The organism is Actinocorallia aurantiaca (assembly GCF_039533685.1).
In the GTDB taxonomy this organism is placed as follows: Bacteria; Actinomycetota; Actinomycetes; order Streptosporangiales; family Streptosporangiaceae; genus Actinocorallia; species Actinocorallia aurantiaca.
The window spans coordinates 305390-321872 of the sequence record NZ_BAAATZ010000006.1 but is presented as its reverse complement, the minus strand read 5'-3'; the positions used below and the strand labels follow the sequence as shown (position 1 = coordinate 321872).

Annotated in this window: 12 protein-coding genes; 7 read left to right on the top strand and 5 right to left on the bottom strand. The window is 70.8% G+C overall.

Annotation, left to right across the window (positions count from 1 at the left end; translation table 11 throughout):
- Positions 1–228 precede the first annotated feature (228 nt).
- Both ABD327_RS08405 and ABD327_RS08400 read left to right on the top strand, forming a co-directional pair.
- Positions 229–1758, top strand: coding sequence for a type 1 periplasmic-binding domain-containing protein (locus tag ABD327_RS08405; protein WP_344449654.1), 1530 nt, complete (start codon positions 229–231; stop codon positions 1756–1758).
- 22 nt (positions 1759–1780) lie between these two features.
- A complete protein-coding gene (locus ABD327_RS08400; protein WP_344449653.1) occupies positions 1781–3529 on the top strand; it encodes a protein kinase domain-containing protein in 1749 nt (582 codons plus the stop codon).
- Here the strand turns inward: ABD327_RS08400 and ABD327_RS08395 are convergent.
- Entirely contained in the window at positions 3510–5135 is a 1626-nt protein-coding gene (locus ABD327_RS08395; RefSeq protein ID WP_344449652.1) for a phytoene desaturase family protein, read from the bottom strand. The two genes, ABD327_RS08400 and ABD327_RS08395, sit on opposite strands and share 20 nt — an antisense overlap.
- Positions 5136–5337: 202 nt before the next feature.
- On the opposite strand from ABD327_RS08395, the gene bdeA reads away from it, so the two are divergent.
- The 5 genes from bdeA to ABD327_RS08370 all read left to right on the top strand — a co-directional run bounded on the left by bdeA (position 5338) and on the right by ABD327_RS08370 (position 12188).
- Positions 5338–6207 (top strand): bis(hydroxyethyl) terephthalate hydrolase, encoded by an 870-nt coding sequence (gene bdeA / locus ABD327_RS08390; protein ID WP_344449651.1) that lies wholly within the window; start codon positions 5338–5340, stop codon positions 6205–6207.
- A gap of 113 nt (positions 6208–6320) precedes the next feature.
- On the top strand, positions 6321–7487 hold the full coding sequence (locus ABD327_RS08385) for an acyl-CoA dehydrogenase family protein (RefSeq protein ID WP_344449650.1): 1167 nt from the start codon (positions 6321–6323) through the stop codon (positions 7485–7487).
- A gap of 25 nt (positions 7488–7512) precedes the next feature.
- On the top strand, positions 7513–8100 hold the full coding sequence (locus ABD327_RS08380) for a TetR/AcrR family transcriptional regulator (protein ID WP_344449649.1): 588 nt from the start codon (positions 7513–7515) through the stop codon (positions 8098–8100).
- A gap of 112 nt (positions 8101–8212) precedes the next feature.
- Positions 8213–10789: a protein kinase domain-containing protein gene (locus tag ABD327_RS08375; RefSeq protein WP_344449648.1), complete on the top strand. Its 2577-nt coding sequence runs from the start codon at positions 8213–8215 to the stop codon at positions 10787–10789.
- Positions 10782–12188, top strand: a complete 1407-nt coding sequence (locus ABD327_RS08370) for an extracellular solute-binding protein (protein WP_344449647.1) — start codon at positions 10782–10784, stop codon at positions 12186–12188. The genes ABD327_RS08375 and ABD327_RS08370 overlap by 8 nt, the downstream gene beginning before the upstream one ends.
- A gap of 6 nt (positions 12189–12194) precedes the next feature.
- Here ABD327_RS08370 and ABD327_RS08365 read toward each other — a convergent pair whose 3' ends face one another.
- From ABD327_RS08365 to ABD327_RS08350, 4 genes are all read right to left on the bottom strand, one after another.
- Positions 12195–13001 (bottom strand): acyl-CoA thioesterase, encoded by an 807-nt coding sequence (locus ABD327_RS08365; protein WP_344449646.1) that lies wholly within the window; start codon positions 12999–13001, stop codon positions 12195–12197.
- A 129-nt stretch (positions 13002–13130) separates the two neighbouring features.
- On the bottom strand, positions 13131–13958 hold the full coding sequence (locus ABD327_RS08360) for an acyl-CoA thioesterase (protein ID WP_344449645.1): 828 nt from the start codon (positions 13956–13958) through the stop codon (positions 13131–13133).
- Positions 13959–14029: 71 nt separating this feature from the next.
- On the bottom strand, positions 14030–15730 hold the full coding sequence (locus ABD327_RS08355; protein ID WP_344449644.1) for a PD-(D/E)XK nuclease family protein: 1701 nt from the start codon (positions 15728–15730) through the stop codon (positions 14030–14032).
- Positions 15731–15933: 203 nt separating this feature from the next.
- Entirely contained in the window at positions 15934–16434 is a 501-nt protein-coding gene (locus ABD327_RS08350; RefSeq protein ID WP_344449643.1) for an NUDIX hydrolase, read from the bottom strand.
- Positions 16435–16483 lie beyond the last annotated feature (49 nt).

Genomic DNA, 16483 nt, shown 5'->3' with positions numbered 1-16483 from the left:
GGTCGTACGTCCTGGTCAGCGTGCCGATCTCCGGAGGCGTCACTCCGGTGCTTCGTCGCGGACGGCACAACGCCTGACTGAATAGTGGAATACGGTCGGCCGTAATAAAAAGACGAAGGGTTTTCTATTCAGAAGAAAGCGAACACGGTGATAAGTTTCCGCCAATCCGGCGGGCACGTCGACGATGTGGGGAAGAAGTCCTTGGCATTGTTCAGAGGTGGCAGGGCCATGGCGTGGACCGTGGTCGGGTCGGTGTTCCTCAGCGTCGTCATCGTCATGTCCGTCGCGTACTTCCTCAGGCCTTCGGAGGGGTGCGAGGGCGCGCCCGAGGGCGTCCGGCTGAACAGCGCCGAGCACGGTGAATGCATCGGGATCACCGACGGCGGCTACCTCTTCACCCCGGTGGACGGCGACCTCGGCGGCGCCGACCGCGCGACGGCGACGGAGATCGGCGAGGTCCAGAGGAAGATCGAGGCGGAGAACCACCGCGTCGCCAAGACGAAGAACCATGTCAAGGTGGCGCTGCTCTCGCCGCTGACGGTGTCGAAGAGCATCCCGTCGACCATGTCCCTCCAGCAGATCCGGGACACGCTGCAGGGCTCCTACACCGCGCTCGTCCGCGCCAACCGCTCCTCGGCCTTCAGCGACCCGGCGGCCGTGCAGATCCAGCTCCTCCTGGCCAACCAGGGCAGCCGGCAGGAGGCCGGAACGGAGTTCGTGGACGAGTTGATGGCGGTCTCCGAGCCGGACCACCCGCTCGTGGCCGTCGTCGGGCTCGGCTCCAGTGTGGCCAACACCGAGAAGGTCGCCCGGGATCTGGCGGGTCGCGGCGTCCCGATGGTCAGCGCCGTCACCTCGGCCGACACCCTCACCGGCATCCAGGGGCTGTGGAGCGTCTCGCCGGGCAACAGCCAGTACGCCCAAGCGCTCAAGACGTTCCTCGACCGGCCCGACCAGGAGGAGCTCAGGACCGGCATCATCGTCCACGACCTCAACGAGGACCCGTACACCACCACGTTGAAAGCCGCCTACCAGACCGTCCTCGGCTCGTACGTGCGCTACCCCGGCCAGAGCTACGCGGGGAGCACGGCCGAGCAGCCTCTGGCCCCCAACGCGTTCCGGCCGGTCATCAACAACCTCTGCGAGGCGATGGGGCGGCAGAAGAACCCGCTGGACATGGTGTTCTTCGCCGGGCGTCTCGCCGATTTCGAGGTCTTCGCACAGTACCTGGACGAACGCATCTGCCGGGACGATCCGCTGACGATCCTGGTCGGCGCGACGGGTTTCGCCGGCGCCGAGAAGTACGGCGACCTCCTGCGGGAGGCGAACGTCACCGTCGTCTACGCCACCTCCTCCGACTCGCAGAGCTGGGACGGCAAGGAGAAGGGCACGCCCCGCTACTACCCGGACTTCCGGAAGGCGTTCCTTTCGCACGCCTTCGACGCCGCAGACCTGCGCGACGGGTACGCGATCGCCCACCACGACGCCCTCGCCACGGCCGCGACGGCGATCGGGCTCGCGGCGGTCCCCCGCAAGCAGGACACGGCCGCGCGGCTCCCCACCCCCCAGGACGTCAAGGCGCAGTTCGGCAGGCTGAACCTCGCCAACGTGGTGCGTGCCGCCTCGGGCGAGCTGAGCTTCGAGCCGGCGGGCGGAAGGGCCGCCGGACGCTCGATCCCCCTGCGGCAGGTCGGATCGAACTCCCAGGTCCCCGAGCTCCCCGAGGGGCTCGCCCCCTACGTGGTGCCCGCCCCCTGACCGGACCGGAAAGGGAGTCGCCTTGCGTCGGCACATGATCCTGGAGGACCGGTACGAACTGGTCGACCTGGTGTCGCGCGGCGGCATGGGCGAGGTCTGGAAGGGCTTCGACCGGCGGCTGAACCGGCCCGTGGCGATCAAGGGCATCCGGCTGGGCCTGGCCGCCTCGGACACGGTGGTCGCGCTGTTCCAGCAGGAGGCCAAGATCGGCGCCAAACTCCGGCACCCCGGCCTGACCGTCATCCACGACCTCATCGAGTACCGGCTCGACGATGCCGACGGCGAATTCGCCGCCCGCGAGAAGGGCCTGGCCCTGGTCATGGAGTTCCTCGAGGGCGAGGACCTGGGCCGGCTGCTGGAGGAGCGGACGTTCTCGGTCCGGGAGACCCTGGAGCTGGGCGCGAAGATCATCGAAGCGCTGCGGGCGGCGCACGCCGCCGAGGTGATCCACCGCGACGTCAAGCCGAGCAACGTCATGGTGCTGCCCGACGGGCGAGTGAAGATCTGCGACTTCGGCATCGCGAAGGCCCGCGACTCCACGAAGGGCCTGACCGCCGACGGCATGCTCGGCACTTACGCCTACATCGCCCCCGAGCGGATCCAGCGCGCCAAGACCGACGCGAGAGTGGACCTCTACTCGTTCGGCATCGTGATGTACGAGCTGCTGCGGGGCCGCCCGCCCTTCGAAGGCGAACCCCCGGCCCTCCTGCACGCCCACGTCGCCGAGCGCCCCCGCAGCCTCCGCTCGGGCCCCGACGGGCTGCCCGGCGTGCCCGAGGAGCTCGACCGGCTGGTCCTGCAGCTCCTGGAGAAGGATCCCGAAGACCGTCCCCGGGACACCGGGACCGTCCTGGAGTGGATCAAGCGGATCGAACGGTCCCTCCCCCGCCTCCTGGGAAACCGGTACGAGCTCGTCCGCCGTCTGTCCTCCACGGACCTCGCCGACACCTACCTGGCCAGGGACGTCCGGTCCCACCGTGACGTCGCCCTCAGGCTCCTGCGCTCCGACCTCCTGGGCGACCTCTCCTCACGGGAGGAGTTCCTCCGCGAGGTCGAGGCGCTCCCGTCCGGCTCCGGCGCGGTCACGGGAATCGAGGAGACCGGCGAGAGTCCCGTCGTCCTCACACTGCCCTTCGCCGTCTTCGGCCTGGACCGCACCCGGCCCCTGCGCTCCCGCCTGGCGGACGGCCCCCTCCCCGCCCAGGATGCGGTGAGGCTGGTCGAACGCGTCCTCCAGGCCCTCGAACGCGGCCACGCAGACGGCCTGGCCCATCCAGGGCTCACCCTCGACACCGTCCTGCTCACCGGTGACGCGGCGCATGAGCGGGTCAGGTTCCTCACCTTCGCCTCCCGCTCACCGGCCGTCCCCGGCGACGCGCCGCTCGGTCCCGACCCGCGCGACGACCTCTACGCGGTGGCCGGCATCTTCCACGAGCTCCTCACCGGCTCGCCGCCTTTCCCCGGCCGGGTCCCGGGCTCCCGCGCGGGTCCGCCGCCCGCCCTGCCCTCGGCGCTCAACCCCTTCGTCCCGGCATGGTGCGACGAGATCGTCAGCAGAGCCATGGATCCCGACCCGGAGCGGTCCTACCAGACCGCCGCGGAGTTCGGCCGCGCCCTTCGGGAACGCCCCCAGGCGGCGGTCCGCACCCCTCCGGTTCGCGGGCAGCGGTCCCCGGGCGCCTCACCCCTCCTCTACCTGGGGGTGGGCGTCATGATTGTCATCACCCTGGTCTCCACCGGCCTTCTGCTGCTCACCCTGCTCCGCGGATGAGCGCGCGCTGCGCGAGCGAGAGGGCGGGCTTCAGCAGGTGCCGGCGCAGGGCCCCGTCGGCCCTGATCGCGGCGCGGGCGGCGTTGGAACCGCAGGCCCCGTGCACGCCGCCGCCCGGGTGGGCCGAGGAGGACGCCAGGTAGAGGCCGCGCACCGGGGTCTCGGGACGGCCGGTGCCCGGGACGGGGCGGAAGAACAGCTGCTGGTGGATGCCGGACGTCCCCCCGTTGATGGAGCCGCCGACGAGGCTCGCGTTGTGCTCCTCCAGAGTGCGGGGGGAGAGGATGCGGCGGCCCACGATCCGCTGCCGGAAACCGGGCGCGCGGCGTTCCACGACGGCCTCCACGCGGTCGGCCATGGCCTCTTCCTCGCGCTCGTCCCAGACGCCGGTGATGCCGTCGGGGCCGCGGTCGGAGCTCGTCCGGATCGGGACGTGCGTGTAGGCCCAGGCGGACTCCGTGCCCTCGGGGGAGCGGGTGTCGTCGGTGGTCGTCATCTGCCCCATGAGCAGGAACGGATTGTCGGGGACCTGGCCGGTGACGATCTGGGAGTCGTACTCCGTCATGGAGTTCACGCTGTCGGCCACGTGGACCGTCCCGGCGCGCGAGGCCTGCCGGGCCGTCCACGGGATGGGGCCGGACAGCGCCCAGTCCACCTTGAACGCGGGCGCGTCCCACTGGAAGCGGCGCATGTCGTCGCGCAGACGTGAAGGCAGGTGCTCCCAGCCGACGAGACCGCCGTACAGGCTGGTCGCGGGGACGTCGGCGAACACGCCCTTGACGGCGCGTACGGACTCGCCGTCAGCGGTTCGCACTCCCAGAGCACGCCCTTCCCGTACGATCACCGACGTGACGGGGGTCGAGCACTGCACCTTGCCGCCGCGTTCCTCGAGCCTGCGGACGAGCGCCCTGGTCAGTTCGCCCGCGCCGCCCTCGGGGGCGGGCCACCCGTACTGCTGGCCGAGCATCGTCAGGAGCCAGCCGAAGACGGCGCTGCCGGCGGCGTCGGGGAACAGGTCGGTGTGCAGGGCCGAACCCGCGAACAGCAGCCGTCCGCCCTCGCTCGCGAACTCCTCCTCGCCGAGGCGCCGGACGGGCAGCGTCAGGAACCGCAGCAGCCTCAGCCCGCCCGCCGCCCGGAGCCGGGCCGCCAGGGCGATCCCCGGCCGCACCGGCGGGAAGGGGGTGAAGAGGGCTTGCAGCAGATCGTCGGAGAGCGCCTGCCACTGCCCGTAGAGGCGCAGCCACGCGTCGCCGTCGCCGGGGCTGAGCACGTCCAGGCCCGCGGCGGTCCGCTCGGGGTCGCGCTCCAGCACCGCGCAGCGCCCGTCGGGCAGCGGATGAGCCAGGACGGCGGGGGCGTGCCGCCACCGCAGCCCGTACCGCTCCAGCTCCATGGCCCGCATGGCGGGAGAGGCCACGCCGAGCGGATAGAAGGCGCTGCAGGTGTCGCTCACGTAGTCCGGGTGCGCGCCGCGGTCGCTGCGCACGGCGCCGCCGGGCTCGTCCTGGGCCTCCAGCACCAGGACGTCCCAGCCCGCGTCCGCCAGGACATTGGCGGCCACGAGCCCGTTCGGCCCTGCGCCTATCACCACCGCGTCAGGCACGAGTGTCTCCCCCTTCACCGCGACCCCGTCACTATCCCGGAGACATGCCCGCACCGCCCTGGTTTCGCACGTGCCAATCCGGGACGCCGGGCGACTGGTGATTTCCCCGATGCGCGGATCTGACAGGAAGCCCAGACTCCTGGTCACGGCCCGCGGTTCCCCGCCCTTTCCGCCCGGGCCAAGACCCACAGAGGAGTCCCCCATGTTCGGCAAGCTCAAGGCGCTGCGCCTGTCCGTGCTCGCCGCGGCCGTGACCGCCGCCGGCGTCGTCGCAGCCCCGCCCGCCCACGCCGCCAACCCCTACGAGCGCGGCCCGGCGCCCACCAACAGCAGCATCGAGGCGAGCCGCGGCCCGTACTCGGTCTCGCAGACCTCGGTGTCGTCGCTCTCGGCGAGCGGCTTCGGCGGCGGTACGATCTACTACCCGACCACCACCGGCGACGGCACGTTCGGGGCGGTCGCCATCTCGCCCGGCTTCACCGCCTACGAGTCCAGCATCTCCTGGCTCGGCCCGCGCCTGGCCTCCCAGGGCTTCGTGGTCTTCACGATCGACACCATCACCACGCTGGACCAGCCCGCCAGTCGCGGCGACCAACTGCTGGCCGCTCTGGACCACCTGACCCAGCGCAGCTCCGTCCGCTCCCGCGTCGACGCCACCCGTCTGGGCGTCATGGGCCACTCCATGGGAGGCGGCGGCACCCTGGAGGCGTCCAAGGACCGGCCGTCCCTGAAGGCCGCGATCGGCATGACGCCGTGGAACCTGACCAAGAACTGGTCGGGCAACCGCGTCCCGACGTTCATCATCGGCGCGGAAAGCGACTCGGTCGCCCCCGTGTCGTCGCACGCCGAGCCGTTCTACGACAGCCTCTCGGCCACCTATGAGAAGGCGTACCTGGAACTGAACAACGCGAGCCACTTCGCGCCCAACAGCTCCAACACGCCCATCGCGAAGTACTCCATCTCCTGGCTGAAGCGCTACCTCGACAACGACACGCGCTACACCCAGTTCCTGTGCCCCGGCCCGAGCCGGAGCACGGACGTCGAGGAGTACCGCTCCAGCTGCCCCATGTGAGTCTCGCTTCCCGCGGCGGCCGTCCCTCGGGGCGGCCGCCGTCCTTTTCCGGCCGGAAATTCAACCAAGCACTTACTTGGCAGCGAACATACTGCTGAGTATGGTTCCGTACCATGGAGTATGGAAATGAGGTCCTCGCCCGCGTGCGCGACCTGACCCCGGTGCTGAACGAACGCGCGCAGGCCACCGAGGACGCCCGGAGACTGCCCGACGAGACCATCGCCGACCTGGCCGCGACCGGGGTGTACGACGTGCTCGTCCCCAAACGGTTCGGCGGCCCCGAACTGGCGCTCGACACCCTCGTGGACGCCTGCCGCGAGATCGGGTCGGGCTGCGGCTCGACCGGCTGGGTGACGACCATCTACGCCATGCACAACTGGATGCTCGCCCTCTTCCCCGAAGAGGCCCAGCGCGAGGTCTGGGCCGACCGCCCCTACGGGCTGATGCCCTGCGCGCTGTCTCCGGGAGGCACGGCCGAGGCGGTGGACGGCGGCTACCGGGTGACCGGGCGCTGGTCCTGGGGGAGCGGCGTCATGCACGCCGACCACGTGATGGTCATGGCGCTCGTGACGATCGAGGACACCCTCGAACCCCGCGTCTTCCTGCTGCCGCGCGAGGACGTGACGGTCCACGACGTGTGGCACACCAGCGGAATGAGGGGAACCGGAAGCAACGACATCGAGGTCCCCGGCCGATTCGTCCCGTCGTACCGCTCTGTCGCCCTGCAGGACCTCACCGAAGGCAGAAGCCCCGGCGCGCAGGTCAACCCGGGCATGATGTACCGCGTCCCGCTCGTCCCGGTGTTCGTCCTGACGGCCGCCGCACCCGTTCTGGGCATCGCCGAAGGACTGCTCGCCCGCTTCGCCGACCGCATGAAGGGCCGCGTGATGGCCTACACGGGCGTCCGCCAGCGCGACATGATGAGCGGCCAGATCCGCCTCGCCAAGGCCACCGCCGACCTCGCCGCCGCCCGCCTGCTCCTGGAGGACGAGGTGCGGCGGCTCATCCGGACGTACACCGACGGCGGCTCCTACGACCTGGCGCAGAGGGCCAATTCACGTCTGGTGGCCGGACACGTCACCGCCGTCGCCCGTACTGTGGTCAACGAGCTGTGCGCGGTCTCCGGGGCGAGCGTGCAGTTCACGCACTCGCCGTTCCAGCGCGCCCAGCGCGACGTGAACACCATCGCGGGCCACGTGGTGTTCGACATGGACGCGACGTACGCGCTGTACGGCAAGATCGCTCTCGGCATGACCCCCGACGCGATGACCCTGGTCTGAATCCGGGCAGGGCTGGGAGGACGAAGTGGAAGCAGTGAAGCGGTCCCGGCCCCGGGTGAGCAGGCGGGACTGGATCGAGGCCGCCTACCAGGAGCTCATCAGGGCGGGCGAGCCCGGCGTCTCCATCAACGCGCTGGCCGCCCGCCTGGGCGTCACCAAGGGCAGCTTCTACTGGCACTTCCGCGACCGCCCCGAACTCCTGAGCGCCCTCCTCGACCGCTGGGCCCACGAACGCACCGGCGAGGTCCTCACCCTCGCCCTCGGCACCACCCCCGACCCGAGGGAACGCCTCCGCCGCATCCTGGCCCTCGGCCGCGAGGTGGCCCCCCTCGACCGGGCGATGCGCCTGTGGGCCCAGCACGACCCGGCCGCCGCCGAAGCCGTCCGCCACGCCGACCGCACCATGCTGGACCACCTCGCCTCCTGCCTCACCGACCTGGGCTTCCCCGCCCCCGACGCCCGCCTCCGCGCCCTCCTCATGCTCCGCGCCTGGGTCGGCGGCTACCTCGTGGCCCCTCCGGACGGGCCCTCCCTGGACGGACCCTCTCCGGACGGGAACGACGCGCTCACGGACCCCGATGCCCTGCTGGATCTCTTCCTCGGCCGGCCGTGAGAGCGGAAGGCAACAGATTGGTCTCATTCATGGGAATTGCATGGAGACTCTGATCACATGGGACGGCATGGACGCTGCCGTCGGTGGGGGTTGATGTATGGAGGTCTGATCCGTGGATCCGCTGCAACCGGGTGACCCGAGACAGGTGGGGGAGTACCGGCTCGTAGGACGGTTGGGCGAGGGCGGGCAGGCGGTCGTCTACCTGGGGGAGACGACCTCGGAGGAACACGTCGCGGTCAAGCTCCGCGACCGGGTTGAAGGCGGGTCCGAGCGCAGGTTCAACAACGAGGTGGAGGCGCTGAAGACGGTGCCGAAGAGGTACACCACCGAGTTGCTGGACTACGGGCGGACCCGAAAGTACCTCTACATCGTCACCGAGTACGTCGAAGGCGAGAGCCTGCGGCAGATGCTCGACCGCAGGGGAAGAGTCGACGCGGCACTGCTGAAGGAACTGGCGCTCGGCACGATCGCCGCGCTGGCCGAGTTCCACGAGAAGGAGGTCGTCCACCGGGATTTCAAACCGGAGAACGTGCTCTGCGGATCGCAGGGTCCGCCACGGGTGATCGACTTCGGGATCGCGCGCGCTCCGGACTTCACGGTGACGGAGGACACCTGGCCGGTCGGCACGATCGTCTACATGTCGCCCGAACAACTTTCGGGGGGTGAGATCGGGCCCGCCTCGGATGTGTTCAGCTGGGCCGTGACCATGGCGTACGCCGCCACCGGGAAGCACCCATACCGCACTGAAGGCGGGGATCCGGTGGCCCGGCGGATCCGGCACGAGCTCCCCGACCTCGGCTCCTTCAGGGAGGAATGGCGGCTGCTGCTCGCCCGGTGCCTGGACAGGGACCCGTCCGAGCGTCCCACCGCAGCCGAGGTGCTGAACAGCCTGGGGGCGATGAGAGAGCCCGGCGCGGCCGTCCGCGACGTCACGCTCAAAGAGCCCGAACCCGCCTCCGGACCTGGTTCCAGAGGGGGATCCGGCGTGGTCCCTCCACGCCGCCCCGACCTTTCGAGCGACCCCCCTGGCCCGTCCGGGCGGGAGCTGCGTCTGCTGCCGGTCCTGGCGGTGCTGGTCGCGGGGGCACTGGTGGCGGGCCTGGGATGGTGGGGCGCCGTCAAGGCGTTCGGCGACTGCCCGCAGCCGGCCGAGCTGCGGGTCATGGTGCCGCCCGAGGACCAGGCGAGGTTCCAGCATGAGTACGCTCCCGCCTTCGAGGCGGAGAAGTCCGGCGGAGGGTGCAGGCGGGTGCACCTGACGGTGTTCGCGCAACCCTCGCTGGAGGCGCTGCGCGCGGCGTTCGAGGGGGGCTGGTCCGGCCGGCTGCCCATCGACCCGCAGCCGGACGTGTGGCTGCCCTCGAGCTCGGCCGAGAAGGACTACGTCGACCCGGCGCACCAGAAGACCGGGCCCCCTTCCGGTTTCCACAGACCGGCGCTGAGTGTTCTCGGCCGTACCGAAGGCTCGTTGATGGTCGCGGCGGCGACGCCTCTGGCGAAGGAGCGGCTGAAGGGATGGGAGTCGGGGCCCCGGCGGGGCTGGCCGGAGCTGCTGAACCAGGCCGAGGCCGAGGGGGTCGAGGTGGTCCGCCCGAACCCGGACGCCTCCGCTACGGGGACGCTGGGAAGCACCGGCCTGTACACCGATCCGGAGGTGCTGGACTCCGAGGACGGCGGGAAGCCGAAGGTGGACCTGCAGCCTTTCGAGCGCCATATGACGAAGACCTCGCCCCAAGACGCCCACGACGCGTTGTGCACGGCCAACCTGAAAGGCCGGGCGGCGGTGGCGATCGTCTCCGAGCACACGATGAACGAGTACAACGACGCGCCCGACAAGGGCTGCGGCGAAGGACGCGATCAGGGGTTCGACAAGCTGTCCGCCCTCTACCCGGAGACGACGTACCGGCTGGACCATCCGTTCGTGCGCATCTCCTGGCCGGAGGACCGAGAGGAGGAACGGGACTCCTACGCGCGGGACCTCTACGGGTGGATGGCCGAGAGGCTGCCCGCGACCGAGAGATGGCGTGAAGGATCCCGCCCACTCGGAAAAGCGCAACTGGAAGCCACCCAGCGGCTGCTCAAGGAGGCCGGAGGCGGACGCACCGTCGAGTTCCTCTTCGACCTGACCAGCTCGATGGAGTGGACGACGAAGGGAACCCCCCGGCTGCGGATCGCCCAGGACCTGGTGCACTCCGTCCTGCCCGAACTGTGGGGCAAGGACCGGATGGGACTGTGGGCGTTCCCCGGCGCGCGGGGATCCGGGCCGGAGCTGCGCACTCCGAGGCTCCCCGGCGCGAAGGACCGGGTGGAGCACCTGGGGACGGACCAGGGATCGAAGAAGGCCCTCGGCGACGGAGTGGACGGTCTCCGCGCGGACCGGGACCTCGCGCCGCTGTACGAGGCCATCGCCGTCAGGGCGGAATCGCTCGACTCCGCCGATCCGCCCGGCGTCCTCGTCGTCTTCACCGACGAGGCCGGCGTGGACTCGACGTTCTCCTCGGCGGACCTGCGCTCGAAGCTGGTCTCGCTGAAGGACGTGCGGGTCGTGGTGGTGGTGCTGTCGGGCGAGGAGTGCAAGGGGGAGCTCACCCTGCTGGCCGCGCCGGAGACGAACCTGAAATGCCTCGCCTTCGGCGATGAGGTGCGGTCCGAAGTGCTCACCGAGATCCGGAGGATCTCCGATGAATAAGCAGAAGGCCGTCGTCGCTGGAGCGTTCGTGACCGGAATGGTCCTCGTGCTCGCCGTCCTGGTGACGCTCAAGATCTGGCCGGACGAGCACGAGTGCCCGAAGCGCGCGGGAGAGCTCGTGGTGCTGGGCGGCAAGGACGTCAGCGTCGGCAGAGAGCTCCAGTCGTTGATCGAGGGCTGGCCGGGCGTCGGAGGCACCGGGGGAGACGCGGTGAAGGCCCGGTTGCGGGAGCTGCCGGGAACCGCCGATCTCCAGCACTCCCAGGCCTCCGCGACGGCCCAGGGCGGAGGCTGCGGCGTCGACGTCTACCTCCTGGACACGCCGTGGATCCCCCAGTTCGCCAAGGCGGGCTGGCTTCATCCCCTCGCCGAGGGGACCTTCGAGGAACTGAAGGAGCACGAGCTGATCAAGCCGCTCGTCGCGGGGAACCTGCGCCGGAGCGGCTACTACGACGGCAGGCTCTGGGCCGTCCCGCTCCACGTCGACGTCCCCTTGTTGTATTACCGCAAGGACCTGCTGGAGAAGTACGGCGGTGCGCAGGGCCGGCTGAGCCTCGGTTCCTGGGAAGAGGTGTGGAAAGGCGCGGAGCGGGTGCTCGCAGGGGAGACCGGCGAGACGCTGAAAGCGGGGTACGCGGCCCAGCTGGCCGATTACGAGGGCTTCACGGTCAACGTCCTGGAACTCACCTGGGCCCACGGCGACGCGGACGGAGACGGCGCGGTGCCCGGCGGCGCGGCGCTCCAGGCGCTGCGGTCGAGGCTTCAGGCGCTCACCGGTGAACGGCCGCTCATCGACCCGCGGTCCTTCTCCTGGCACGAGGACGACGCGACCGAGGCGTTCCGGAACGGTGAGACGGTCTTCCTGCGCAACTGGCCGACCGCCTATCCCCGGCTGGTCCAGGGGCTGAGCGGGGGCGCGAAGGAGTTCGGCGAGAAGTACGGGGTCGTCGCGCTGCCGCCCTCGGGCGAGGACGGGGTGAGGGGCGTCCTGGGCGGCCAGAGCCTGGCCGTCGCCGCGAACTCCCCGTACCGGAAAGAGGCGTTGGAGCTGATCCGATATCTGACCGGCGCGCAGGCCCAGCGCAGCCTGTTCCGGTGCGGCGGGTTCGCCCCGGGTCGGGCCCAGATCTACTACGAGAGCGGCGAGGACTGCGCCGCGCATGGATCCGGCGCGAAGTCCGAAAACGTGGTCCGCGGCCTTCCCGCCCAGTACATGCCCACCTTGCTGGAGGCCATCAAGGGGGCCCGTCCGCGCCCGTCCAGCCCCTATTACACGCATTACAGCCGGGTCTTCCGGGCACTCCTGCGCTGCGGTCTCCAGACCCCTCCGTCCCCCGACTGCGGCGAAGGGGACGAGGACTGGGAGGAGACTCTGGCCAAGGCGCTGGAGGGACGCTGAACCGGGTCAGGCGCGCGGGCGCAGGAGGGTCTCCTGGGCGATCGAGGCGACGAGGGCGCCGTCGAGGGTGTGCATGGTGCCCCGTGCCAGGCCGCGGGCGCCGTGGTTGATGTGGGAGTCCATGGAGTAGAGCAGCCACTCGTCGGCGCGGGCGGGGCGGTGGAACCACACGACGTGGTCGAGGCTGACCGCCGTGGCGTAGCGGGCGGTCGAGCCCGGGGCGCGGGAGGAGTCGACGACGGCGATGTCGGAGACGTAGGTCAGGACGCACGGGTGCAGAGAGGCGTCCTCGACGGGCTCGAGGGAGCGGAACCAGAACGGGTGGCGCAGGGGGAACTCCTCGTCGCCCGGGGGGTTCACCGGGCGGACGTCGAAGTTCGGGATGTCGCCGAACCAGGAGGGCAGCCGGTAGGCGGGGAGCTCCTCGGGTCCGGGCACGCCGAGCGGCCCGGACGGCTGCCACTCCTCGCCGTCCTCCGGGTCCTGGAAGGAGGCGACCAGCTCGAAGATCGCCTTGCCGTCCTGGATCGCGGTGACGTGCCGGGTGGAGAACGTCCGGCCGTCGCGGGTGCGCCGCACGTCCAGGTGGAGGGGCTTGGCGGGCTGGCCGCCGCGGATGAAGTAGGCGTGCAGGGAGTGCACGGGGCGTTCGGATGGCGCGGTCAGCTGGGCGGCCCGGAGGCTCTGCGCGGCGACCTGCCCGCCGAACGTGCGCTGCATCTCGGACTCCAGGGGCTGGACCGTGAACCGGTCCTCGTCCCGCCGTTCCAGCGCGAAGATCTCCGCCAGTGCCCCGTTCATGGTGCCGCCCATGTACCCCGTGTCCTTCCTTGGCCTTCGCCGGAATCGTACGGAGCGCCGTCCGGGCGGCGGGCGGCGGCCCCCGGGTTCATGACCTAACGTTCATTAGATTGATCTTGACGGGGCGGCGGTTCCGGCTGTTCAGAACGCCGGCCCGTCACCGGTGAGATCCGGGCGCAGGAGGGTCTCCTGGGAGATCGAGGCGACGAGGGTGCCGTCCAGGGTGTGCATGGTGCCGTGGGTCATGCCCCGGGCGCCGTGGTTGCCGGCCGGGGCCATCGTGTGCAGGAGCCACTCGTCGGCGCGGGCCGGGCGGTGGAACCACACCGAGAGGTCGAGGCTGGCGAAGCCGGAGTAGGCGAACGGGGAGCCGGGCGGGCGCGAGGCGTGGACCAGGCCCATGTCCGAGAAGTAGGTGATGAGGCAGGGATGCAGGACCGGATCGTCCACGGGGGAGGAGAGGCGGATCCAGTAGGGGTGGCGCAGCGGGAAGCCCTCCTCCTCGGCGAGCGGGGCCACCGGCCGGACGTCGAGGTGGGGTGCGAGCCGGAAGAAGAACGGAGAGGACTCGAAGGGGGCGATCTCCTCGGGGAGCGGCGCCTCGGGCCTCCCCGGCTGCCAGTCCTCCCCCTCCTCCGGTTCGTGGAAGGAGGCCGTCATCTCGAAGACGGTCCGCCCCTCCTGGCTCGCGGTGACGTGGCGGGCGGAGAAGCCCCGCCCGTCCCTGACCCGCCGCACGTCCAGGTCCAGGAGTAGGGATGAGTTCCCGACCCGGAGGAAGTGTCCGTGCAGGGAGTGCGCCGGACGTCCTCTGGGGACCGTGACACTCGCCGCCAGCAGGCTCTGCGCCGCGATCTGCCCGCCGAAGGAGCGCGTCATCACCCCCTCGACGGGATGGGCGGTGAACCTCTCCTCGGCCCGTCGTTCGAGCGCGAACAGCTCTTTCAGGGCCCCGGCCATCGTGCTCATGTCTCCGCCCCTCTTCGCAATGGTCGTTCTCATTATAGGAAACGCCATTCTCGTCAGGGTCGGGAGGTCGCTCAGAACGGGGGCTCGTCGTCGGCGTCCGGCTCGGAGATCCCCGCCGCCACCGCCTGGGCCAGGCCCGTCACCGGCGCCTCGTTGAGGATCTCACCGGTCAGCGGGTCGATGAGCACCCCGTCGACGTCGATCGGGCCGGAACCCGGGGACTCGTACCGGTCGGGGCACCAGCGCGCCACCGGGCAGGTCGCGCAGTGCTCCCCGGGGACGGCGCGGAACTCGACGTCGGTGTGCCAGGCGCCGGTGAGCTTCGTGAGCTCCGCCCGCGCCCGCACGACGACGTCGGCGTCCCCGGTGTCGAAGGAGAAGAGGGACGCGCCCACGGGGGTCATGACCTCCAGCTCGACCGTCCCGGCGACCGGTGCCTCACCCCCGAACGCCCCGTCGGCCACCAGGCAGACGGCCAGCGCCAGCTGCGGCACCCGCTCGAAGAGCCCGTCGGCCTCCCAGCCGTCGGGATCCCCCGTGGTCTTCTGCTCCCGGTAGACCGTCCGCCCCTCCTTGACGTAGACGAGGTCGGGCCGCGCCACCACCAGCACGTCCGCCTGCGAGTCGTAGGCGGCGACCGACGGCTCGACCGTCACGGAGGTGACCCCGGCGGGCTCCCGCAGCGGGCACGCCTCCAGATGGCTCAGCAGGTAGGGCCGGACCTGCCGGTACTCGTCCGCCGTCATGAACTCCGCGGCGAGCCCGATCCCGTGGTTCCCGGCCTCCGGCAGGTCGTCCTCGGAGCACCCCCGGTACGGGAACCGCGCGTGCGCCGCCTCCAGCCAGGAGTGCACGAGCGTCCCCCGCCGGATCGCCGGATGGTCGCTCCAGTCCCCGGGCAGCCGCTGGTCCCGCAGATGGGCCTGAGCCGGGCAGATCCGGTACTGCCCCGCCGTCGAAGCCGACCACACCCGCCGGTGCGTCCCGCGCCCGCCCAGCCCCAGCAGCCCGGGCACATGCGGAAGCGCCCCGCACTCGGCCCGCAGCTTGCAGTCCGCACAGTCCGAACCGGGCCGCCTGCTCCCGCCGAACACGATGTCCGCGGCCACCGGCTGGGCCCGCTCCCGGTACACCCGCGCGACCTCCCCGGGCGCCGCGTCCACGACGACCTTGGGCACCCGCTCGTCGCTCACCACCACTTCGACGACCCGCACCCGCCGGGCCTCGGCGGGATCCGCCCGCACCTCCACCGGCAGATCCCGGTAGACGGACCCGGCGGCCCGCGCCCCGAACGCCGTCACATGGGCCAACGCGAGATTGGACGGGTCCTCGCCCGTCCCCATCCGCCCCACCCGCAGCCGCCGGACCTCCCGCACGGACCCGTCCGCGGAGGCGTACCACCGCCCCCACCCGGTGAGCGCCCGCACCTCCAGAGCCGACCCCACATGCTGGACGACCCGCGCCTCCGGATGCGGAAGGAGAACGACGTCCCCCACCTCATCGGCGAGCCACCGAGAATCCTCCAGGTAAGTGGCGACCGCATGACGCACCCAGGTCTCCACCCCCGGATGCACCATTCCCCGCGCTTCTTCGAGCACTTTCTGAACGGAGACCTCGGCATCGAGCCCGCCGAATTCGACCCCGTCCAGCGCCGACATCACCAGCCCGAGCGGAAACGTCTCCCACGGCGCGTACCGGCGCTCCTCGAAACTCCGGGGCCACACCCTCGGCCGGGCCTTGAGCGCCGCGAACTCCGAACACCCGCCCTGCACGTCCAGCTGACTGGCCGAAATCCGAACCAGCCCGGCAGGCCCTTTGAGACTGGAATGCGGCACCCAGGACATCACTCGCTCCGAACGATTCGTCTTCCGTGATCAACGCCCAGTAGACCACATGTGTACACGGTCAACACCCGAATCCCGACAGTTCCACAGGCGCCCGAAAGGATGGCGGAGCTTCTGTATCGGGGATGCGATCACACCTTTCCTCCGGGCGGAGCCGAGGGATCGAACGCCGTGTGGACGAGGCGGGCTATCGCCAGGTCCAGCGCCTGGGCCCCGGGAGGGGGAGGGGTGGACTCGTCCCACCAGAGGCAGGCGCCGATCTCCTCGCCGGGAACGAAGCCGTCTCGGGGCCGGACGACGCTGCCCGTGAAGATGGCAGCGTATTCGACCCGCTGCTCCGGGCCGAGCCGGAACCGGGCGTACCCGGCGAAGGAGAGGTCCTCCGCCTCCTGGCCGCTCTCTTCCAGGAGCTCCCGGACGGCGGCCTCCCGAGGAGTCTCCCCCGGATCGATCCCCCCGCCGGGAAGCTCCCATTGCCCGCGCCAGTTGTCGAAGACCAGCAGCAGGGAGGCGCCGCAACGGAGCACCACCAGCGAGGCGGGCAGGGGTGTTGGAGGCGTCGGGGATTCCTGTGTGCAGGGGAGGAAGCCGGTCAGGGCGTTCCCCTCGGCGTCCGTGACCAGATCGTCCATGGCTTCTCTCGTTCCGGGGAGGCGACGACCGGAGGCGCATCGTCAGGCG

Excerpts from the sequence above, each read along its gene's own strand:
- ABD327_RS08365 (WP_344449646.1), bottom strand. The coding sequence starts at position 13,001 with ATGGGCGGCACCATGAACGGGGCACTGGCGGAGATCTTCGCGCTGGAA.
- ABD327_RS08360 (WP_344449645.1), bottom strand. The coding sequence starts at position 13,958 with ATGAGCACGATGGCCGGGGCCCTGAAAGAGCTGTTCGCGCTCGAACGA.
- bdeA (WP_344449651.1), top strand. The coding sequence starts at position 5,338 with ATGTTCGGCAAGCTCAAGGCGCTGCGCCTGTCCGTGCTCGCCGCGGCC.
- ABD327_RS08385 (WP_344449650.1), top strand. The coding sequence starts at position 6,321 with ATGGAGTATGGAAATGAGGTCCTCGCCCGCGTGCGCGACCTGACCCCG.
- ABD327_RS08370 (WP_344449647.1), top strand. The coding sequence starts at position 10,782 with ATGAATAAGCAGAAGGCCGTCGTCGCTGGAGCGTTCGTGACCGGAATG.
- ABD327_RS08405 (WP_344449654.1), top strand. The coding sequence starts at position 229 with ATGGCGTGGACCGTGGTCGGGTCGGTGTTCCTCAGCGTCGTCATCGTC.
- ABD327_RS08350 (WP_344449643.1), bottom strand. The coding sequence starts at position 16,434 with ATGGACGATCTGGTCACGGACGCCGAGGGGAACGCCCTGACCGGCTTC.